The organism is Allobosea sp. LjRoot90 (assembly GCF_964254315.1).
In the GTDB taxonomy this organism is placed as follows: Bacteria; Pseudomonadota; Alphaproteobacteria; order Rhizobiales; family Beijerinckiaceae; genus Allobosea.
This window is the reverse complement of record NZ_CAXUTF020000001.1, coordinates 191,083-212,164: the sequence shown is the minus strand read 5'-3', so window position 1 is coordinate 212,164 and position 21,082 is coordinate 191,083. Positions and strand designations below refer to the sequence as shown.

Below are 21,082 nucleotides of genomic sequence, written 5' to 3'. Positions count from 1 at the left end.
GGGCGCGGAGGCGCGGAGGCGTCAGAAGCGGCCGGGGGTGGGATTCTCCAGAATGGCGGCCGCCGCGTCCTCATCGGTGATCAGCACCGATGCCAGCTTGCCGCGCAGGCTTGCCGCGATGATGTCGGCCTTGTTGGTCCCGCCAGAGGCGAGGATCACAGTCGGTATCTTGCGCAGCCCATCCAGCGGCAGGGCGATGGCACGGTGGTTGATCGAATGCGCGATGGCCTGGCCGCTGCGGTCGATGAACTGGCCGAGGATGTCGCCGACCGCTCCCGCCTGAGCCAACTCCTCCACGCCGATGTCGCCCGGAAGTCCGTAGCGCACCAGCAGAGAGCGTTCGCTCAGATCGCCCGCGCTCAGAATGGCGACTTCGGTTGCCTGGATGCGAGCAAAGGCCGCCTCGAACACGTCCTGCGCCAGGATGGTGTCGCGCGATTGCGGCGTGCCGGCGTAGATCGGCGCGGCGAGGTAATGGCACTCTGCCTGCCAGAGCCGGGCGAACCGGCTGGCGATCTCGAAGGTGTTGATCTCGATGCCGTAGGTCAGGCCACCCATCATCGACGTCACCGTGAGGCCGCGATACTGCCCGGCGCGGATGTGGCGGATGGTTTCCCGCAAGGTGCCGCCCCAGCCGACGCCGAAAATGCCGGACGGGCTCTCCTCGATGATCCGTGAGACGAAGTCGCCGGCTGCCTTGCCGATCTGCGCGGCGACCTGGTCGGGATCGACCGGACTCGGGACGACGACCGCGTCCTTGAGGCCAAATTCGGTGACGAGCGCGCGTTCAAGCCGGACACAGCTCTCGAGGCGGGAGTTGATCGTGATGTTCACCAGCCCGCTGCTGCGGGCCTCGGCCAGAAGTCGGTTGACGCGAAGGCGGGTCATCTTCAACCGCTCCGCGATCTCGGCCTGGGTCAGGCCCTCGACGTAGTAGAGCCAGGCGGCCCGAACTTGCGTCTGCGCTTCCTCGGGCATTGCGGCATCCTGATGAGAACGGCTGGCCGCCGGCGGAAAGGGATGGCCGTCGGCGGTTTTTGGGCTTGACCTAACTAGTGTAAATTACAAAATACATTTGTTGAAGGACTGTTCCCTAGCGAGCGCCGACGTCCCATGTCCCATGCCGTTTTCCTCCATGCCGCAGGCGATGCACGCGTCGCGCCGTTCAACCTGCGCGAGGGAGCGGCGGGTGAGACCTTGCTCGACGTTGCCGCCGTCGGGCTCTGCGGCAGCGATCTGCACTACTACAAGGATGGCGGCATCGGTTCGGCCGTGATCTCGGCGCCCTTCGTCCCCGGCCATGAATTCAGCGGTTGGTTGACCGAGGACCTGCCGGAACTCGGCCTGGCGCGTGGCGCGCTGGTTGCCGTCGACCCCAACCAGGCCTGCGGCCAATGCGAGCATTGCCAGAGCGGGCATCCCAATCTCTGTCCCGAGGTCGTCTTCATCGGGGCTCCCCCGCATAATGGGGCGATGACGGAGCGGATCTGGGTGCCGAAGTCGCAGATCGTCGCAGTGCCCGAAGTTTTCTCGCCGAGCGAGGCCGTCATGCTCGAGCCGCTCGGCGTTGCGATCCATGCCGTGGATCTCGCCAAGCCACGCCTGCTTGAGAAAGTGGCGCTGATCGGATGCGGGCCGATCGGCTTGCTGATCCTGCAGGTGCTGCGGTCGGCGGGAGTCGGAGAGGTCCTCGCCTGCGATCCGCAGCCGCATCGCCGCGAGCTCGCCCTCAGGCTGGGGGCCAGCAAGGCTGGCGCGAGCGTCGCCGATATCGCCGAATGGACGAAGGGCGAGGGCCTGCCGCTGGTGATCGAGGCGACCAACGCCCCCGAGGGCTTTCGCGACGCCATCCGCGCTGCCCGCATTGGAGGCCGCGTCGTGCTGGTCGGCATACCGGATGGCGACAGCTACGTGATTCCGGCCGCCGAAGCCCGAAGGCGCGGCCTCAACATCAAGTTCTCGCGGAGGATGGGGCATGTTTATCCGCGCGCAATTGAGCTGGTGGCGCTGGGCAGGGTCGACGTCGAAGCCGTGGTCAGCCACCGCTTCACCCTTGCCGACGGGCCGGCCGCCTTCCGACGCCATGCCGCCAACGAAGCCAGCATGGTGAAAAGCATAATCTATCCCGGCGGCTTGCCCGGCTAACTCCGTTGACCACGCTCCGCAGGCTCTGATGTGACCTATATCGGCATCGATCTCGGGACTTCATCGATCAAGGCCGTGCTGGTCGACGACCGGCAGCATGTGCTCGCCACCGCAACGCGAGACCTCACTGTGGATCGCCCTGCGCCGCTGTGGTCGGAGCAGAATCCCGCGGATTGGATCAGCGCCGCGCTGGCTGTCCTTGATGGCCTGAGGGATGCCAGCCCCGAGGCCTTCCGCCGCTGCGTCGGTATCGGACTGTCCGGCCAGATGCATGGCGCGGTCCTGCTGGACGAGCGTGATCGGCCGCTGCGTCCCTGCATGCTCTGGAATGATGGCCGGGCGGCTGCGGAATGCACCGAAATCGAGGCGGCCGAGCCGGACTCCCGACGGATCACCGGCAACATCGCCATGCCCGGTTTCACCGCCCCCAAGCTCCTTTGGGTGCGCCGGCACGAGCCCGACATCTTCCGGCGGACCCGCAGGGTTCTCTTGCCGAAGGCCTATCTGCGGCTCGCGCTGACGGGCGAAGCGATCGAAGACATGTCCGATGCGTCGGGAACGCTCTGGCTCGATGTCGGCCGGCGCGACTGGTCAGACCGGATGCTGGCCGCGACCGGGCTCGATCGCAGCTTCATGCCCAGGCTTGTCGAAGGATCGCAGCCGGCAGGCCGCATGCGGGCCGAACTCAGCCGGGAGCTTGGCTTCGACGCGCCGCCCCTCTTCGCCGGCGGTGGCGGTGACAACGCCGCCGGTGCGGTCGGTCTGGGAGCCGTCGCGCCCGGTACCAGCTTCCTGTCACTGGGGACCTCCGGCGTGCTCTGGCGCACGACGGAGCGCTTCGAGCCGCGCGCCAGCAGCGCCGTTCACGCCTTCTGCCACGCCCTGCCGGGCCGCTGGCATCAGATGTCGGTTCATCTCTCGGCCGCCGCCAGCCTGAGTTGGTGGGCGTCCGTTTCCGGGCAAACCGAAATCGCGCTGCTGGACGAACTCGGCCAGCAAGCGGAGCGTCCTTCGCCCGTACTCTTCACGCCCTATCTGTCGGGCGAGCGCACGCCTTACAACGACCCGCAGATGCGTGGCAGTTTCGCCCGCCTCGGCCACGAGACCGACCGCGAGGCCATGACCCAGGCCGTTCTGGAGGGCGTCGCCTTCGCCTTCCGGGACGGCAAGACTGCGCTGGAGGCCGGCGCTCCGCCAATCGGAGAGGCCACGGTCATCGGCGGCGGTTCGCGTTCGGATCTGTGGCTGTCCATCCTCGCCAATGTGCTGGACATGCCGTTGTCGCGCTATCGTCAGGCTGAGATCGGCGCCGCATTTGGGGCCGCGCGCCTCGCCCGCCTGGCCTGCTCCGGCGAGGATCCGGACGCGGTCTGTACGCCGCCATCCGGCGATGTCGACATCTTCGCCCCACATGCCGCGCGGGCAGCGGTCTATTCGGAACACTACGAGATCTGGCGACGTGCAGCGGGGGTCAGCCGCAGCCTTTGCTGACCAGGGCGTGGATTTGACAGAAAACCGGGCAGATGCTCTTCATGTGAGCATCCGCTCAAATCAACTGTTGCCCGATGCCCACTCCGCACTTGCCTTTCGACCTCGTCATCCTCGATTGCGACGGCGTGCTCGTCGACAGTGAAGTCATCAGCTGCCGCACCCTCGTCGATATTCTCTCGCCCTTCGATCCCAGCTATGATCTGGAGGTGGTCATGCGCCGCTATCTCGGGCGGCCGTCCAGCGCCATCATCGAGGATTACGAGCGAATGACCGGCGGCCCGGCCTCGGCCGACTTCACCCGGGACTGGCGGGCACGGCTCTTCGCTGCGTTCAACAGCGAACTCCAGCCGGTCGAAGGCGTCCGCAGCGCCGTCGAGGCCTTCGGAAGCGACTATTGCGTCGCCTCGTCCAGCGATGAAGAGCGCATCGAGCTTTGTCTGCGGAAGGTGGATCTCTGGGATCTCTTCGCCGGGCGGATCTTCAGCACGACCCGCGTGCGGCGCGGCAAGCCCGCACCGGACCTATTCCTGCTCGCGGCCAATGAGCGCGGCGTGGCGCCTGAACGCTGCCTGGTGATCGAGGACAGTGTCAGCGGCGTCACCGCAGCGAAGGCGGCAGGAATGACGGCCTACGGCCTGGCGGCCGGCAGCCATTTCGCCGTTCTTGACCAGCGACAGGCACTTCTGGCGGCCGGGGCCGACCGGCTCTTCGAATCCTGGCAAGAGCTGGCGCTTGCGCCAGTAGCCGGCTGAGGGCTCGATGGCCGACAACGACAGCGCCCGCCTCGACGATGCGGCCCGCGCCGGCTGGCTGTACTACATCGCCGGCCGCACGCAGGACGACATTGCGCAGATCCTGAACATCTCGCGCCCGGCCGCTCAGCGTCTCGTTTCGCTCTGCCGCAGCGAAGGGCTGATCAGCTTCCGCATGAATCACCCGATCAGCAACTGCATGGATCTCGCCGCAAGGCTGCGCGATCGTTTCGAGCTGCTGCATTGCGACGTCGCCCCTTCGGACGGCTCGGCGGGCACGGGTGCCGCCGGCGTCGCGGCGCTCGGCGGCGTGCTGATCGAGCGCTGGCTGCGCTCGCGCAAATCTCTGGTCATGGCGCTAGGCACCGGCCGCTCGATGCGGGCCAGCATCGAGCGCGTTCCGGCGATGTCCTGCCCGTTGCACCGGCTCGTTTCACTGGTCGGGACCATCTCCCCCGATGGTTCGGCCAGCCCCTTCGACACGCTGGTCAAGCTTGCCGAGATCACCAAGGCGCAGCATTTCCCGATGCCGCTGCCGCTTTACGTGTCGAGCCCCGAGGAGCGCACCCAGCTCATCGAAATCGAGTCGGTCAGGCGCATTCGTGCCATCGCCGGCGAGGCCGATCTCTGGGTGATGGGCATCAGCCAGATCGGCGACGACGCCGTGCTGTATCGCGACGGCTTCATGACGCGCAGCGAACTGCTCGAGATGGTTCGCCATGGCGCTGTCGGCGAGGTGACCGGCTGGGTCTTCGACGCGGAAGGCCGTTTTCTCGACCGCGGCACCAATCTGCGCGTGACCAGCGTGCCGCCGGAACCTGGCAGCGCCCGGCTGCGCATCTGCATCGGCCAGGGCCCGGCCAAGGTTGCGCCGCTGCGTGCGGCGCTGGCCGGCAAGATCGTGAATGGCCTCGTCACCGACGAGGACACCGCGCGCGCGCTCCTCGCGGACTGACCTCGCCAATCATCCCTCTCATCTGTCCCCGGCGCACGCAAGCTGCCGCAGCGGGCGGCTGTCATACACCCGTCACCAATGGTTGACATAGCAAGCCAGTGTGCGAGCATATGCTTAAACCAAGAGCAGATGCTCATATAACTCGTGAGGGAGGCTTTACATGCGACCTTTCTATGGTGCGTTGGCGGGTGCAGGCGCTTTGCTGCTGGCGGGGTTGTCCTCGGTCCAGGCGGCGACGGAAATCGAGTTCTGGCACGCGATGAGCGGCGCGCTCGGCGAGCGTGTCGACGAGGTGGTCAAGAAGTTCAACGACTCCCAGAAGGACTACGTCGTCAAGGCGATCGCCAAGGGCAATTACGACGAGGTGCTGAACGGCACCATCGCGGCGTACCGCGCCAAGCGCCAACCCGAGATCGTGCAGTCGAACGAGCGCTCCTTCCTCACGATGGTCAATTCCGGCGCCATCTTATCGACGAGCGAGCTGATGGCGCAGCAGGGCCGCCCGGTCGACGTCTCGAAATTCATCGCGCCGGTGGTCAGCTACTTTGCGATCGACGGCAAGCTCCAGGCGATGCCGTTCAATTCCTCGACGCCGATTCTGTTCTACAACCGCGACCACTTCAAAGCCGCCGGCTTCGACAAGCCCGGCGCGACCTGGCAGGAACTCGAGCCGCAGCTCGACGCGATCAAGGCCAAAGGGGTGTCGAAATGCGCGATGGTGCTTCCCGGCGACTATGAGTGGAGCTTCCTCGAGAACTACAGCGCGGTGAACGACATCCCGTATGCGACGAAGCGCAACGGCATGGACGGCCTCGATACCAGCTTCGTCTTCAACAAGGGCAAGCTCGTCGGCCAGGTCGAGCGCATGAAGCGGCTGGTCAGTTCCGGCGTGATGCAGCTCGCCGGCCAGGGCATCATCCCGATCCAGCTCTTCACCTCGGGCGAGTGCTCGACGATCATCGCCTCCACCGCATCGCATGCCGCGGTCGTCGCCGCCGCGAAGTTCGATTGGAGCGCGGCCGAGATGCCCTACGAGCAGGGCGTGACCCCGAAGAACAGCGTCATCGGCGGCGCCGCGCTCTGGACCCTGAAGGGGCATACGCCGGAGAAGTACAAGGCGATCGCCGCCTTCTACGAGTTTCTCGCGAAGACCGACACGCAGGTCTGGTGGCATCAGGCGACGGGCTATGTCCCGGTCACGACCGCCGCCTACGACGCGGCCAAGGCGCAGGGCTACTATGAGAAGAACCCGACGCGCGAGATCGCCGTGGTGCAGCTGATGCGCGGCACGCCCAGCGACAATTCTCTCGGCTTCCGCATCGGCAACAGCAACCAGATCAACGTCGCGATCATGGAGGAGGTTTCGGCCGCCTTCCTCGGCAAGAAGCCGGTGCAGCAAGCGCTCGACGACGCAGTGGGCCGCGGCAACGAGGTGCTGCGCCGCTACGAGCAGCTCAATGCCGGCAAGAAATAGTACGGCGGCCCTTCCCGTGGCGGCTGGCGGTGGCGGTCTGCGCCTCCGCTGGCCTTTCCGGCGCTTGCTCCTCAAGGGCGGCGATGGCCAGGCCGAAAGCGGGCTGAAGCGCGCGCATTTCCGGGACTGGCGCTTGCCGTTTTGGCTGCTCGCGCCGCAGCTCTTCATCCTGCTGCTGTTCTTCTTCATTCCCTCGATCAGGGCGCTGATCCAGGCCTTCCAGCTGACCGATCCGTTCGGCGCCACCACCCAATGGGTCGGCTTCCAGAATTTTGAGCGACTGTTCCGCAGCGGCGTCTACTGGTCCTCGGCGCAGGTGACGCTGATCTTCACCATCGCGCAGAACGTGCTGACGCTGTCGCTCGCGCTGCTGCTCGCCTTCGCCTCGAACCACATCCTGCGCGGACGCGGCGTCTACCGGACCGTGCTGCTGCTGCCCTACGCCATCGCCCCCGCGATCGCCGGCATCATGCTCGCCTTCCTGTTCAATCCCCGGGTCGGCCCCGTCGCGCACATGCTGCAGGGGCTCGGCTTCGACTGGGACCCGAACCGAAATTCCTGGCACGCGCTAAGCCTGATCGTCATGGCCTCGTCGTGGAAGCACATCTGCTACAACTACATCTTCCTCGTCGCGGCGCTGCTCTCGGTGCCCCAGTCGATCCTCGAATCCGCCTATCTCGATGGCGCGGGACCGATCCAACGCTTCCTGCGCATCTCGCTGCCGATGATCACGCCGACACTGTTCTTCCTGATCGTGATCAATTTCGTCTACGGGCTGTTCGAGACCTTCGCCATCGTCGATGCCACGACACGGGGTGGCCCGGCCGGTGCGACCTCGATCCTCGTCTACAAAGTCTATCAGGACGGCTTCGTCACGCTCGACCTGGGCTCCTCCGCTGCGCAATCCGTCGTGCTGATGGTGCTCGCCCTGTTCCTGACCTTCGCGCAGTTCCGCTTCGTCGAGCGTCGCGTGAACTACAGCGTCTAGGATCGCGATGAACGAACGCACGCCGATCATCGACGCTGTCTGCCATCTCATCCTGCTGGTGGGCGCCGCGCTCGTCTGCCTGCCGATCTATTTCGTCCTCGTCACCGGCTCGCTTTCGCAGCAGGAGATCATGCGGGTGCCGATGTCCTGGCTGCCCGGCACCGAGTTCTTCGCGAACATGCAGACCGTCCTGAGCAACGCGAATTTCGGCCGGCTGCTTCTCAACTCCTTCATCATCGCCACCGGCATCACCATCGGGAAGCTGGCCGTTTCGGTGATCGCAGCCTTCGCCGTCACCTATTTCCGCTTCCCCTTCCGGATGACGGCCTTCTGGCTGATCTTCATGTCGCTGATGCTGCCGATCGAGGTGCGCATCGTGCCGACCTACGAGTCGGCGGCGAACGTGGCGTTGCCGCTCAACATTCTTGGCTCCTGGCTCGGCGTGCAGGCGCTGGTCGATCTCGACTGGAATCTGGTCAACACCTATTCGGGCCTGATCCTGCCGCTGATCGCCTCCGCCACGGCGACCTTCCTCTTCCGCCAGTTCTTCCTCACCGTCCCCGACGAGCTTTGCGAGGCGGCGCGCATCGATGGCGCCAGCCCGTGGCAGTTCTTCCGGCTGATCCTGCTGCCGCTGTCGCGCTCGAACATCGTGGCCTTGGCGATCATCCTCTTCCTGATGGGCTGGAACCAGTATCTCTGGCCGCTGCTGCTCACCACCGACCCCGCAATGGCCAATGCGGTGATCGGCCTGAAGAAGCTGATGCCGCAGAGCGACTCGTTGCCGACCTGGCACCTGCTGATGAACGCGGCCTTCCTGACGATGCTGCCGCCGACCCTCGTCATCCTCATCCTCCAGCGCTGGTTCGTGAAGGGGCTGGTGGACAGCGGCAAGTAGCAGTCAACCCGGACAACGGAACTCATCATGCGGATCATCGGCCATCGCGGCGCGCGCAATATCTGGGCGGAGAACAGCCTCAGCGGCTTCCGCAATGTCTGTGGTCTTGGCGTCGACGCCGTCGAGTTCGACGTGCATCTCTCGAGCGACGGCGAGATCATGGTGATCCACGACCCGCTGCTCGAGCGCACGACGGACCATAAGGGGCCGGTCGGGCGCCTGAGCCGCGAGGCCCTGCGCAAGGTCAAGCTCGACGATACGCTCGCCGAGACGATCCCGACGCTGCCCGCCGTCCTCGACGTCTTCGCGCCGACGACAATCGAGCTCGAGATCGAGATGAAGATGGATGCCTTCGGCAATCCCTATCCCGGCCTGCTCGACAAGGTGATCGGGCTGGTCAGGGAACGTGGGCTGGCCGCGCGCGTCGTGCTGACCTGCTTCGTCCCGGAGGTCATCGAGGAGATCAGGGCCAAGGCGCCCGAGATGCGCCGGCTTGCCTCGGTCGACCGCCGCTCCTGCGAGGCTTTCGGCGGCGTCGACAGGACCTTGAAGCGCTTCGTCGACCTTGGCTGCATCATTGCCGTCGAACAGTCGCTGCTGCGGCTGACGATCGACCGTGCCGTCGCGATCGTCGGGCGCGACAAGCTCGGCGTCTGGGTGCCCAATACGGTTGGTGATCTCGACTACTGGCTCGGCCAGCCGGTGTCGCAGATCACCAGCGACCGCCCGGACCTCGCGCTGCAGCTCCTGAGCGCCAGGGCGAAGTGACAGCGATGGCTGTGTCTCTGTCACGCGCGGCGCTTGCCGAGATCGGGGGAGCGGTTGCGACCCCGAGCTACCGCCCGGAACAATTGAGCCCGGGCATCGTCCATATCGGGATCGGCAATTTTCATCGCGCCCATCAGGCGGCCTATCTCGACGAGCTGTTCGAGCGCGGGCTCGACCAAGACTGGGCGATCATCGGCACCGGCGTGCGGGAGAGTGATGCTGAGATGGGGCGCGATCTCGCCGCGCAGGACTTCCTGACCACAGTGGTGACGCAGGAGGCGGATCGCGCGCAGGCGCGGGTGATCGGCGCGATGATCGACTTCATTCCGCCGAGCGACGGCGAGGCGATCCTGCAGCGCCTAGTCGATCCCCGGACGCGGATCGTTTCGCTGACCGTCACCGAAGGGGGCTACTATGTCCACCCGGCGACACAGGCGTTTGATGCGAACCATCCCGACATCGTCGCCGATGCCGAAGATCGGCTCGCTCGCCCGAAGACCGCTTTCGGTCTGATCGCCGCCGGGCTGCTGAAACGGCGTGCGGCCGGCCTGTCGCCCTTCACGGTGATGTCCTGCGACAACCTGCCGGGCAATGGCCATGTCACGGCAGACGCCGTCACCGGCCTCGTCGATCTGATCGATCGCTCGGAGGCGGACTGGATTCGCCAGAATGTCGCCTTTCCGAACGGGATGGTCGACCGCATTACGCCGGCGACGTCGGAGCACGAACGCCGAGCCTTGCGCGATGATTTCGGCATCGAGGACAGGCGGCCGGTGTTCTGCGAGGATTTCCGGCAATGGGTCCTGGAGGATCACTTTCCCGCCGGGCGCCCTCGGCTGGAGCGGGTCGGCGTTCAGTTCGTCGCCGATGTCGCGCCCTTCGAGCTGATGAAGATCCGCATCCTCAATGGCGGCCATGCGGCGATAGCCTATCCCGCCGGCCTGCTCGACATCCATTTCGTCCACGAGGCGATGGAGGACGCACATATCGCGCGCTTCCTGTCGGTTCTGCTCGAGGAAGAGGTCATCCCCCGGGTCCCGCCGGTTCCGGATACGGATCTGGCGGCCTACAAGCGCACGATCGAGCGGCGTTTCGCCAATCCCAAGATCGGCGACACGATCCGCCGCCTGTGCCTGGACGGCTCGAACCGCCAGCCGAAATTCATCCTGCCGACACTGCGCGATGCGTTGCGGGCCGATGGGCCGGTCGACGGCCTCGCGCTCGTCAGCGCGCTGTGGTGCCGCTACTGCTACGGCGAAACCGAAAGCGGGCAGCCGATAGCGCCGAACGATCCGAACTGGCCGCGGCTGACGATGCAGGCGCAGCAGGCCAGGCTCGCGCCGGAGGCCTGGCTCGCCATGCAGGATATCTATGGCGACCTGGGTCAGGACCGGCGTTTCCGGGAGGCGTTCGACCTGGCCTTGCAAAGAATCTGGCAGTTCGGAACCCGCTCGAGCATCGACGGCTACCTCGTTTCGCGCAGCTCGTGACGGGCATAGCAAGTTCCACGGCGGACCGGCTTCCGGTCCGTTTCTCAACAGTGGTCGGATTCAGAGCAGCCTTTCGTCCAGCTCGTACTAATCGCGCCATCGCTTAAGAAAGTTCGGGAGATTCTCTCGCCCCTGCTCGCTCGCCAAGAACCGAAGCGGTTAGTGCTTCGATAGGAGTTATGATCGAGGCCTAGCCAAAGGGCGCGAAAGCAGACGCCGTGAATGTCTGTTACGGGCCACGACGAGACTTCTGCGGTGAGCGATCGAACTGCGCCGCCTGCCCTGCCCTCCTGCGCATCGTGCGGGAGGCATCCCGTGTGGGTTCGCTACGCTACTCGGCGCTCCCCCCAAGGCGCATCCAATCGTGCAACAGGCTGCTGCACCATTGCTTGGCCTCAGGAGCTATCGTGTCGACCCCTGCGTACCTTACGCTCGAGGACGTTGTTGCCCGCTACCGTGGCCAGGTCAGCGAAGGCACGCTGCGGAACTGGAGAGCGATGCGGATCGGTCCGTCCTTTATCAAGATCGGCAAGGCGGTCCTCTATCCCGTCAGCGAGCTCGATCGTTGGGACAAATCCAATCTGGTGATTTGCAGACCCTCCCGGTCTTTGCCGTTGGAGTACGCTCCAGCAGGTTGAGGTGGATCGCCATGGCTGGCTGTTCAAGCCATCGGTGATGCGATATGACGAAATTCACGATGCGGAATCCATGACAAAGCGGTATTGTGGAGTATCGTACAAGCTTAAGCATGATTAATGATTATTTATCACGAGCAGTCATGCTCTACATATACCATTTAGCGACCCCTCTTGATTTCGAATTTAAAACAGGACATTGAAACATAACAGGAATCAACTTATAGTAGACTGGCCCACAAAGATCCCGCTCGATACCCCACGGGCATTCTGGGTCACGATGTGTCACGCTTCGATTTAAATCCCCTCTGAAACGAGGGGCTTACGACCGCATTCCGACCTGGCAACCTGCCGCCCGACGGATGGCAAAACGCGAATGTACAAGGCTAGCTACACGGAGCCCAATTCTGAGAGCAGAGAGGCCCCCTTCCCTCCCTCGCAGATGCGGCGGTTCTATGCCCTCTGCAGGTGACGACAGCTCCCTTGCCTCTTGCGGACGTACGCCACCGCCCTTTGGGCCGGATTGCCTACAACCGCGGCCCTATCGAACGACACCACGCCGCGATGCTGGCGGTATTGCGCTCAACACAAAATGACCGTGCCATGAGGTCGATCAAAGGGCACAACAGGCATAACATCAGATTATAGCTGATCTCAAAGAAAGCATATGAAGAATGGGAATGTAACGATTTAAGGTTCTGGCACCATCCAACAACCAAGGGGCAGCCTTGGCGAAAGCCGTGCTCGCGTCCGTCGCATCGGCCTCGAATGCGCTTGATTCGAGCCCGGTCTGCCGCCCCTCGGACGTCATGTGATCAGGAACGCCCCGTGCCACGCATCGTCACAGTCGCTGCCGCTCAACTGGGCCCGATCCAGCGGGCCGACAGCCGCAAGCAGGTCGTCGACCGCATGGTTGCGCTGATGGAATTGGCCAAGGCGCAGGGCGCAACCTTCATCGTTTACCCGGAACTGGCGCTGACCACCTTCTTCCCCCGGTGGCACCATGAGGATCGCACCGAGGCCGATCATTGGTTCGAGCGCGCCATGCCCGGGCCGGCAACACAGCCGCTCTTCGACAAGGCGAGAGAGTTCGGCATGGCCATGAGCTTCGGTTATGCCGAGCTCACGCCGCAGGGCCGCCATTTCAACACCTCGATCCTGGTCGATCACACCGGCCGGATCGTCGGCAAGTATCGAAAGGTGCATCTGCCGGGCCATGCCGAATTCGATCCTGAACGTGCGCATCAGCATCTCGAGAAGCGTTACTTCGAGCCTGGCGATCTCGGCTTTCCGGTCTGGGAGTTCGAGGGCGGCCTGTTCGGGATGGCGATCTGCAACGACCGGCGCTGGCCCGAGACCTATCGCGTCATGGGGCTGCAAGGCGTGGAGATGGTCGTGCTCGGCTACAATACGCCGTCCGCCAACTCGCAATCTACGAACGAGACGACCGCCGATCGCCTCTTCCATCACCGCCTCTCGGTGCAGGCCGGCGCCTACCAGAATTCAACCTGGGTCGTGGCCGTCGCCAAGGCTGGCAGCGAGGACAGCCATCACCTGATCGGCGGCACGCTGATCGCGGCGCCGGACGGCAAGATCGTCGGCGAGATCGACCACGAGCAGGATGGCGTACTCGTCCATGCCTGCGATCTCGACGACACCCGCTTCGGCAAGGCCACGATCTTCGACTTCGCCCGCCATCGGCGCATCGAGCACTACGGCCTCTTGACGGAACGCACCGGCACCGGCGCGCCGCTTGGCAAGCCTCTCCCTGGAAAGGCGGAGGGCGCCTGAGCGCGCTTGCGTGAATGCCTTACCGGAATGGATCGAACGGCGTCGGGAAATGCCCCGTCGGCGCGATCTCGGCATAGGGGCCGCGCGCCAGCAATCGGCCATCTCCGGGCTGGGCAAGCACGTGCTCGCCGTCGAAGACGAGGCGGCCGCGTTGATAGGTGGCGGTCGGGTAGCCCTGGACCGTCATGCCCTCATAGGGCGTGTAGTCGCTGCCGTGATGCTGCAGGGCGTTGGTGAGCTCGACGCGCCGCTCCGGATCGAACAGGACGATGTCGGCGTCCGCTCCGACGGCGATCGCGCCCTTGCACGGCGCCAGGCCGAAACGCCGTGCCGGGTTGGTCGCGACGAGATCGACGAAGCGGCGCAGGTCGATCCGCCCCTTCGCGACGCCTTCCGAATAGAGGATCGGCAGCCGGGCCGCGAGACCGGGCACGCCGTTCGGGATCTTGTTGAAGGGCGCGGTCTCGCCATGCTGTTTCTTGCCGCGCGGATCGTCGTAGCGCAGCGGCGAATGGTCGGACGAGACGATATCAATCACGCCGTTACGGAGGAATTGCCAGAGCGCCTCGCGATCGGCGACGGACCGCAGCGCCGGCGAGATCATGAATTTCGCGCCCTCGAAGCCCGGCCTGTCCATGTCGGCCTCGTCGAGCACGAGATACTGCGTGCAGGTCTCGGCCCAGGCCTTCTGCCCGCGCGCCTGCGCCCGCGCCACTTCCTCACCCGATTGCGCGCCCGAAACATGGAAAATCTGGATCGGCGTATCCAGCGCCTCGGCCAACGCCAGGATGCGGTGCGTCGCCTCGCGCTCGACCACCATCGGCTTGGCCCAGGCGAGATGGCGCGGCGCCGTCAGGCCAGCCGCCAGCAGCGCCTGCGTCAGCCAGCCGATCAGCTCGTGATGTTCGGCATGGACGCAGACGAGCGCGCCCGCGCTGCGTGCCGCCGCGAGCGTCTGCAGGATCTGTGCATCGCCCAGGCGATTGCTGTCATAGGTCATGAAGATCTTGACCGAGCGGTGCCCGGCCTCGACCAGTGCCGGCAGCTCGTGCTCGAGCACCTGCGGCGTCGGATCGTTGACCAGGAGATGGAAGGCGTGGTCGATCCGCGCCTGTTTGGCCTTCTCGGCATAGGCGGCGACGGCGACGGCCAGCGAGCCACCCCTGACCTGAGGCGCATGGCAGACGACCGTGGTCGTGCCTCCTGCAGCAGCAGAGGCCGTCCCGCTGTCGAAGCCGTCGGCGATGTCCGCGCCCGAGGAAAACGGCTGATCGAGATGGACATGGCTGTCGACACCGCCAGGCAGGACGAGCAGCCCGCGCGCCTCCACCTCCTCGCGACCGCGCGGGAGCCGCTCGCCGATCGCGACGATGACGCCATCGCTCACGCCGATATCGAAGGGTCCGATATCGGCGGCGGTCACGGCTGTTCCGCCACGGATGACGAGATCGAAATCGCTCATGGTCTTTCTCCCGGAGCGGCCTGGGCACCGACGCAATGGCGGCCCGCGACTCGCCAGATAACAACGAGGTCAGGATGAAAACGGAACTGCACGTGCAGCTCGGCACGACGCTGTTCGGCATCGAGCGGCCCTGGGGTGCCCTGCCACTTACGCCCGGCCGGATCACCGATCTTGCCGTCGACAAGGATGGGCTCGTCCACGTCCTGCTGCGCCGCGACAGCGCCGTCGACCCGGCGGGCCCTTGCGTCGTCACCCTGGCGGCGGATGGCGCGTTCGTTCGAAGCTGGGGCGAGACGCTGTGCCTCGATGCCCACAAGATCGCGACCGGGCCGGACGGCGTGATCGCCATCGTCGACCGGGACGCGCACCGCGTCCTGTTTTGCGATGCGCACGGGCAGGTGCAGCAGCAGATCAGCGAGAGCCACCGGCCCGGCCACCCCTTCAATCATCCCAGCGACATCGCCTTCGCACCGGATGGCGGCTTCTACGTCGCGGATGGCTACGGCCATGGTCGCATCCACCGCTTCGACCGGAGTGGCAGCCAGATCGCGAGTTGGGGCTCGGTCGGCACCGCGCCGGGCGCTTTCCTGACGCCGCACGGCATCTGCGTGCTCAGCGACGGGCGTGTGATCGTCGCCGACCGCGAGAACAGCCGCGTCCAGAGCTTCACGGCCGACGGCCGGTTGCTGGCGGTATGGGACGCGTTTCTGCGCCCCCAGGATGTCGTCGCCGATGCGGACGATCGGATTCATGTCTGCGATTCGATTCCGACGCTCAGCCTGCTCTCGCCCGACGGCGCCTTGCTCGGCCGCTGCCGGCCCGTCCTCAACGGCGCGCACGGTCTCTGGCTCGGCGCCGCCGGCGACATCTTCCTCGCCGAGACCAATCCCAACCGCATCACGCGGCTCTTCCCCGTCACGCCATAGCGCAACGGGCGCTCTGCCATCACGCGGCCGAGATGGCGGTGCGGTTCTGCAGACGGGAGACCAGGCGCACGAACGGCCAGAACATCAGGAAATAGACGAGCGCCACCGCGATCAGCGGCGTCGGATTGTAGAGCAGTCCCTGGGCGAGCTGGGCCGAGCGCAGCAATTCCTGCAAGGCGACGGCAGACGCGATCGAGGTCTGCTTCACCAGCTCGACCGTGTTGCTGACCAGGTCGGGCAGCACATTGCGCGTGCCCTGCGGCACGACGACATGGACCATGCTCTGATACCAGCTCAATCCCGTCGAGCGTGCGGCCTCGCGCTGGCCCTTCGCCACAGATTCGATGCCGGCCCGGAAGATCTCGGCGAAATAGCTCGAGCCGTTCAGCGTCAACGCCAGCACGGCCGCGGTGAATTCGTTGAGCTTTAAGCCCAGGAAGGGCAGGCCGAAGAAGATGAAGATCAGCAGCACCAGCGGCGGGATGGCACGCATCACGTCGACATAGGCGATGAGCAGGAAGCGCAGCAGCCGGCTCGGCACATCCTGCGCCATGGCGATGGCGACGCCGCTCAGCACCGAGAGCGGCACGGCGACGGCCGCCAGCGCCAGCGTCATCCAGAAGCCCTGCAGCAGCAGCGGCCAGACCTGCCTGAGCACATCGAGGTTGAAGAAGGTCGTGACGAGATCGTCCATCATGACCTCGGATGCGAGTAGGCGTGTTCCAGCCAGCGCGTGAAGCGCACGAAGGGCAGGAATAACAGCAGGAAGAGCAGTGCGCCGACGGTCAGCGCGGTCGGGTTGGCGACGTTGGACTGGATACTCGACGTCACGTTCAGCAACTCGGGCACGGCCACGACGGAACCCAGCGTCGTGCCCTTGCTGATGCCGATGGCGCGGTTGGTCAGCGGCGGAATCGAGATGCGCACGACCTGCGGCAGGATGATGTAGGCGAGCGTCTTTGTGAAGCTCAGGCCGGTTGAGCGGCCGGCCTCCCATTGCCCCTTCGATACGGCGTTGATGCCGGCCCAGAAGACCTCCTCGGCGAAGGCCGAGAGCACGATCGCCAGCGCCAGCACCGTCGCGGTGAACGGCTCCAGCACCAGCCCGAAATAAGGCAGGGCGAAATAGGCCAGCACGATCAGGACGAGCTGCGGGATCGAGCGGAAGAAATCGATGTAGAAGATGATCAGCCAGTTCAGCGGCCGGATGCCGTATAGCCTGAGGACCGCAAGGGCGAGGCCGAGCGGGATGCCGATCACGACCGTCAGGATCGACATCTGAACGGTAATCAGGAAACCGCGCAGAATGTCGGGCCAATAGGCCGACATCAGCTGGAAATCGAAGAAGTAGCGGACGATCTGGTCCATGTAAGGCCGTCAGCTGTGCGAGCGCATCACGAAGTCGCGGATGCGCTGGTGCTGCGGGTTGATCAGGATTTCCTGCGGGGTACCCTCGGCCAGGATCGCGCCATGGTCCATGAAGACGACGCGGTCGGCGACATCGCGGGCGAACTTCATCTCATGCGTCACCACGATCATGGTCATGCCCATCTCCTTGGTGCGGACCATGACGTTGAGCACCTCGCCGACAAGCTCGGGATCGAGCGCAGAGGTCGGCTCGTCGAAGAGCATGACCTGCGGCTCCAGCGCCATGGCGCGCGCGATGCCGACGCGCTGCTGCTGTCCGCCCGAGAGCTCGGCCGGATAGGAATCGGCCTTCGGCGCCAGGCCGACCACCTCGAGGTGATGGCGGGCCTTGCGCTCCGCTTCCTCCTTGCCGAGGCCGACGACCTTGCGCAGCGCCAGCGTCACATTCCCGAGCGCCGTCTTGTGCGGATAGAGATGGATGCCCTGGAAGACCATGCCGATCCGGCGGCGCAGGAGGTTGAGGTCCACTTTCGGACCGGTGACCTCCTGCCCGCCGACGCGGATCGTGCCCGCCGTTGGCTCCTCGAGCCGGTTGATGCAGCGCAGGCAGGTACTCTTGCCCGAACCGGAGGAGCCGACGATCACGACGGCCTCGCCATTGCCGACCCTGAGGTCGACCCCGCGCAGGACTTCGACCTCGCCGAAGCTCTTGCGCAGTCCCTCGATCGAAACGATCGTCTGGGAGGGCGCGGCCGTCGTTGCGGGCTGTGCGCTCACTTGCACTCCGCCTTGTGCGGGGTCGCGTCGTAGCCCTCGAAGTCGGGCGCGCCGATGCCCGGGTAGACCTTCGCCGTTGAGGATGCGACATCCGGCATCACGCCGAACCATTTCTCGTGGATCTTGGCGAGCGTACCGTCGGCCTTGATGCATTCCAGTGCCGCCTCGACCTGGGCGCGGAAGGCGGTGTCCTCCTTGCGGAAGGCAATGCCGAAGTTCCGGCCGCCGTCGAGCACATAGGCGACTTCGGCAGTCGGCGTCTGGGTGGAGACGTAGCGCGAGACCGGCGCATCGGCGACGTTGGCGAAGGCGCGGCCGATCATGACCGCCTGCACGGCGTCGGCGTTCTTGTTGTAGCGCTGGATGCTGAAGCCGTACTTGGCCTCGTTGTCCGTCAGCCACTTGTCCGAGATCGAGCCGTTGTTGACGCTCAGCGCCTTGCCCTTCAGCTCTTCGAGATTGGCGATCTTGCCGCCCTTCTTGACCAGGAATCCGAGGCCCGTCGGCATATAGGGCTCGGAGAACAGCATCTGCGCCGCGCGCTCGGTCGTGATGTTGGTCGGCGCCGGGATCATCTCGTAGCGCTTGGAGAACAGTCCGGCGAAGATCGCCGAGAAGTTCGAATCCGTCACTTCGACGCCCGGCCGGCCGAGCTTCTGGGCGAGCGCAGCCGACATGTCATAGGTGAAGCCCGTCGTCTCGCCGGTCGACGTCTTGAAGCAGAACGGCGCGAAACCGAGGTCGCAGGCGACCTTCAGCTTTTCGTTCTTAGGGTGGTCGGCGTCCTGTGCCATCGCCGGCATCGCCAGAAAAGCCGCCAAGGCGGCGGTTGCGAGCGCGATCCGCGCCGGCTTGATCGACTTCAGCTTCATGAATCCCGCTCCCGTTCCGAGTGACTATTACGCCGCGACTGTCGCACCCCTGTTCTTGCAACAATCCGGCCACGTCTGGAGCGGAGCCTAACAGGGCAAAATCATGCCAAGCCAATCATTTGTTGTCGGGTACCCATAACGCGGTGTTAAGTGTTTTCTGCCGCTTCCGCCTCCTTGCTGCTCGGTAGCGGCGGCACCAGCCCACGCAAAATGTCAACGAAAGCGTTCGCCGTCCGCGACAGAGGCTCGAAGCGCGGCGTCAGCAGGTGCGCGCGCACCCGGGTCTTCGGCGCGAGCGGGCGCGAGACCAATTCCGGCCAGGTTCGCCCGCGCAGCACAAACTCGTCGACGACCGCGATGCCTGCGCCAGCCCGCACCATGGCGCAGGCAACGGGGGTGAAGCGGACCACGGTGCTGATGCGCAGCGGCGCGGATTTCAGCGCCAGCGCGCGGCCGACCACGTCGCCATAGGGCGTCTGCGGGCCGAAGCCGATCAGCGGGTAAGGCACGAGATCGGCCGGCCGGACGACGCGCAGCCGCGCGAGTTGGTGGTCGCGCGGCATGATGACCATCAGGCGCCCCTCGGTCAGTACCTCCATGTCGAGCGTTGGCTCGTCGATCGGCAGGATCGACACGCCGAGATCGGCCCGCCCGCTGACGATCTTGGCGACGATCTCGAGCAGGGTGAGCACCTCGAACTCGACCCGCAGATCCGGGAAGCGCTCGCGGACGCGGGCGATGGCGTCGGGGACCAGCGCCTGGCCGACGCTGGGACTCGCGACGATCCGAACCGAGCCGGTGCCGCGCTCGCGCAATTCCTCGGCGAGCTCGTTGACCCGGACCACGCTCTGATGGACCTGGTCGACCTCCTGAAAGAGCCGGCGCGCTTCCGGCGTCGGCTGAACCCGGCCACGCACGCGCTCGAACAGGCGCAGCGCCAGCCGGTCCTCCGTATAGGCGAGCAGGCGACTAATCGCCGGCTGGGACACCGAGAGCAGCCGCGCCGCGCCACTGATCGAGCCGGTGAGCATGATGGCTCGGAAGACTTCGATCTGCCGAAGATTGAGGCGCATGGTAATAACATCCGATTATGGTCGGCCGCATAATAAGCATGATTCATTTCGCGCCTAGCGCTCTAAGCTCGGCCCGCGCCGGCAACGACCGGCATGCGATACGGGACGAGGCTGGCCGATGAGACGCTTTCTGACGATGAAGGATGTCGAGGCTGCCGTCGCTGGCGGCTCAGTCTTCGCCGCCGGCGGCGGTGGCTGGGCGGACCATGGCCGCATGCTCGGCACCGCCGCGGTCAGCACCGGCCGGCCGGAGCTCGTCACGATGGACGAGATTCCCGACGACGCGATCATCGCGACCGCCGCCGCAATCGGCGCGCCGGCCGGCACGACCGAGTGGGAGATGTGGGGCATCGACTACGTCAAGGCCGTCCAGCTGCTGCAGGAAGCCCTCGGCAAGCCGATCTATGGCCTGATCATCGGTCAGAACGGCATGTCGAGCACGCTGAACGCCTGGCTGCCCAGTGCCATCCTCGGCGTGAAGGTGGTGGATGCGGTCGGCGACATCCGTGCCCACCCCACCGGCGACATGGGCTCGATCGGCCTCGCTAACAGCCCCGAAGCGACGATCCAGGTCGCGGTCGGCGGCAATCGCGCCAGGAACCAGTATATCGAGCTGGTGACGCGCGGTGCCACGGCGAAGGTCTCACCGATCCTGCGCACGGCTTCGGACATGTCGGGCGGCTTCATCGCCTCGTGCCGCAACCCGGTCTCGGCGGCCTACGTCCGCAAGAACGCGGCGCTCGGCGGCATCTCGATGGCGCTGGCCCTGGGTGAGCGCATCCTCGCGGCGCAGCCGAAGGGCGGGACTGCGGTGATCGACGCGATCTGCGACCAGACCGGCGGCTCGATCATCGCGTATGGGCCGGTCGCGAAGAAGAATGTCCGCTACACCAACGAAGCCTTCGACATCGGCACGATCGAGGTCGGAACCGGCGCGACCGCGCGCATCATCCATGTCATGAACGAGTATATGGCGGTGACCGATCGCGACGGCGCGCGCCACGCCTGCTTCCCTGATGTCATCACCACGCTCGGCGAGGATGGGGCCCCGGTCAGCGCCGGCCATGTGCGGGAAGGCATGATGCTGTCCGTCCTGCGCGTGCCCAAGGACAAGATTCCGCTGAGCTCGAGCGTGACCGATCCCAGCGTCTATCCGATCGTCGAGAAGGCGCTCGGCATGAATTTCACCGACTACGCGCTCGGTCGCGACATCTAGT

At 65.3% G+C, this 21,082-nt stretch carries 20 protein-coding genes; 13 read left to right on the top strand and 7 right to left on the bottom strand.

The annotated features are described in order from the left end of the window. Nucleotides 1-21: 21 nt before the first annotated feature. On the bottom strand, nucleotides 22-978 hold the full coding sequence (locus ACSQ3M_RS00990; RefSeq protein WP_436148223.1) for a sugar-binding transcriptional regulator: 957 nt from the start codon (nucleotides 976-978) through the stop codon (nucleotides 22-24). A gap of 135 nt (nucleotides 979-1,113) precedes the next feature. Here ACSQ3M_RS00990 and ACSQ3M_RS00985 point away from each other — a divergent pair, with 135 nt between their 5' ends. The 11 genes from ACSQ3M_RS00985 to ACSQ3M_RS00935 all read left to right on the top strand — a co-directional run bounded on the left by ACSQ3M_RS00985 (nucleotide 1,114) and on the right by ACSQ3M_RS00935 (nucleotide 13,387). After that, nucleotides 1,114-2,145 carry a zinc-dependent alcohol dehydrogenase gene (locus tag ACSQ3M_RS00985; RefSeq protein WP_436148222.1) on the top strand — a complete coding sequence of 344 codons (1,032 nt, stop codon included), beginning with the start codon at nucleotides 1,114-1,116 and terminating at the stop codon, nucleotides 2,143-2,145. A gap of 30 nt (nucleotides 2,146-2,175) precedes the next feature. Then, nucleotides 2,176-3,636, top strand: a complete 1,461-nt coding sequence (xylB, locus tag ACSQ3M_RS00980; RefSeq protein ID WP_436148221.1) for a xylulokinase — start codon at nucleotides 2,176-2,178, stop codon at nucleotides 3,634-3,636. 74 nt (nucleotides 3,637-3,710) lie between these two features. Next, nucleotides 3,711-4,388, top strand: a complete 678-nt coding sequence (locus tag ACSQ3M_RS00975; protein ID WP_436148220.1) for an HAD family hydrolase — start codon at nucleotides 3,711-3,713, stop codon at nucleotides 4,386-4,388. A 7-nt stretch (nucleotides 4,389-4,395) separates the two neighbouring features. After that, entirely contained in the window at nucleotides 4,396-5,343 is a 948-nt protein-coding gene (locus ACSQ3M_RS00970; RefSeq protein WP_436148219.1) for a sugar-binding transcriptional regulator, read from the top strand. 160 nt (nucleotides 5,344-5,503) lie between these two features. Continuing rightward, nucleotides 5,504-6,817, top strand: coding sequence for an extracellular solute-binding protein (locus tag ACSQ3M_RS00965; protein WP_436148218.1), 1,314 nt, complete (start codon nucleotides 5,504-5,506; stop codon nucleotides 6,815-6,817). Next, nucleotides 6,801-7,805, top strand: coding sequence for an ABC transporter permease subunit (locus ACSQ3M_RS00960; RefSeq protein ID WP_436148217.1), 1,005 nt, complete (start codon nucleotides 6,801-6,803; stop codon nucleotides 7,803-7,805). The genes ACSQ3M_RS00965 and ACSQ3M_RS00960 overlap by 17 nt, the downstream gene beginning before the upstream one ends. A 7-nt stretch (nucleotides 7,806-7,812) precedes the next feature. Continuing rightward, entirely contained in the window at nucleotides 7,813-8,703 is an 891-nt protein-coding gene (locus tag ACSQ3M_RS00955) for an ABC transporter permease subunit (RefSeq protein ID WP_436148216.1), read from the top strand. A 27-nt stretch (nucleotides 8,704-8,730) separates the two neighbouring features. Then, a complete protein-coding gene (locus ACSQ3M_RS00950; protein ID WP_436148215.1) occupies nucleotides 8,731-9,471 on the top strand; it encodes a glycerophosphodiester phosphodiesterase family protein in 741 nt (246 codons plus the stop codon). A gap of 5 nt (nucleotides 9,472-9,476) precedes the next feature. Further along, nucleotides 9,477-10,961 carry a mannitol dehydrogenase family protein gene (locus tag ACSQ3M_RS00945; RefSeq protein WP_436148214.1) on the top strand — a complete coding sequence of 495 codons (1,485 nt, stop codon included), beginning with the start codon at nucleotides 9,477-9,479 and terminating at the stop codon, nucleotides 10,959-10,961. A gap of 407 nt (nucleotides 10,962-11,368) precedes the next feature. After that, nucleotides 11,369-11,599: a helix-turn-helix transcriptional regulator gene (locus ACSQ3M_RS00940; RefSeq protein WP_436148213.1), complete on the top strand. Its 231-nt coding sequence runs from the start codon at nucleotides 11,369-11,371 to the stop codon at nucleotides 11,597-11,599. An 825-nt stretch (nucleotides 11,600-12,424) separates the two neighbouring features. Further along, nucleotides 12,425-13,387 (top strand): N-carbamoyl-D-amino-acid hydrolase, encoded by a 963-nt coding sequence (locus ACSQ3M_RS00935; protein WP_436148212.1) that lies wholly within the window; start codon nucleotides 12,425-12,427, stop codon nucleotides 13,385-13,387. 19 nt (nucleotides 13,388-13,406) lie between these two features. Here the strand turns inward: ACSQ3M_RS00935 and hydA are convergent, their stop codons facing one another. Further along, a complete protein-coding gene (hydA, locus tag ACSQ3M_RS00930; protein ID WP_436148211.1) occupies nucleotides 13,407-14,849 on the bottom strand; it encodes a dihydropyrimidinase in 1,443 nt (480 codons plus the stop codon). A 74-nt stretch (nucleotides 14,850-14,923) separates the two neighbouring features. Between hydA and ACSQ3M_RS00925 the strand changes: the two genes are divergently transcribed. Continuing rightward, nucleotides 14,924-15,775 (top strand): hypothetical protein, encoded by an 852-nt coding sequence (locus ACSQ3M_RS00925; protein ID WP_436148210.1) that lies wholly within the window; start codon nucleotides 14,924-14,926, stop codon nucleotides 15,773-15,775. Nucleotides 15,776-15,794: 19 nt separating this feature from the next. Here the strand turns inward: ACSQ3M_RS00925 and ACSQ3M_RS00920 are convergent, their stop codons facing one another. The 5 genes from ACSQ3M_RS00920 to ACSQ3M_RS00900 form a co-directional block, all read right to left on the bottom strand. Further along, nucleotides 15,795-16,469 carry an amino acid ABC transporter permease gene (locus tag ACSQ3M_RS00920; RefSeq protein WP_436148209.1) on the bottom strand — a complete coding sequence of 225 codons (675 nt, stop codon included), beginning with the start codon at nucleotides 16,467-16,469 and terminating at the stop codon, nucleotides 15,795-15,797. Continuing rightward, nucleotides 16,469-17,143, bottom strand: a complete 675-nt coding sequence (locus ACSQ3M_RS00915) for an amino acid ABC transporter permease (protein WP_436148208.1) — start codon at nucleotides 17,141-17,143, stop codon at nucleotides 16,469-16,471. Before ACSQ3M_RS00915 ends, ACSQ3M_RS00920 begins: the two co-directional genes overlap by 1 nt. A 9-nt stretch (nucleotides 17,144-17,152) precedes the next feature. Beyond that, nucleotides 17,153-17,920, bottom strand: coding sequence for an amino acid ABC transporter ATP-binding protein (locus tag ACSQ3M_RS00910; protein WP_436148207.1), 768 nt, complete (start codon nucleotides 17,918-17,920; stop codon nucleotides 17,153-17,155). Beyond that, nucleotides 17,917-18,792, bottom strand: a complete 876-nt coding sequence (locus ACSQ3M_RS00905; RefSeq protein WP_436148206.1) for a substrate-binding periplasmic protein — start codon at nucleotides 18,790-18,792, stop codon at nucleotides 17,917-17,919. The genes ACSQ3M_RS00910 and ACSQ3M_RS00905 overlap by 4 nt, the downstream gene beginning before the upstream one ends. A gap of 146 nt (nucleotides 18,793-18,938) precedes the next feature. Then, the gene (locus ACSQ3M_RS00900; RefSeq protein ID WP_436148205.1) at nucleotides 18,939-19,865 is read right to left on the bottom strand and encodes a LysR family transcriptional regulator; all 927 of its coding nucleotides are present in this window, start codon (nucleotides 19,863-19,865) and stop codon (nucleotides 18,939-18,941) included. Nucleotides 19,866-19,983: 118 nt separating this feature from the next. Here ACSQ3M_RS00900 and ACSQ3M_RS00895 point away from each other — a divergent pair, with 118 nt between their 5' ends. Further along, on the top strand, nucleotides 19,984-21,081 hold the full coding sequence (locus ACSQ3M_RS00895; RefSeq protein ID WP_436148204.1) for a DUF917 domain-containing protein: 1,098 nt from the start codon (nucleotides 19,984-19,986) through the stop codon (nucleotides 21,079-21,081). Nucleotide 21,082 lies beyond the last annotated feature (1 nt).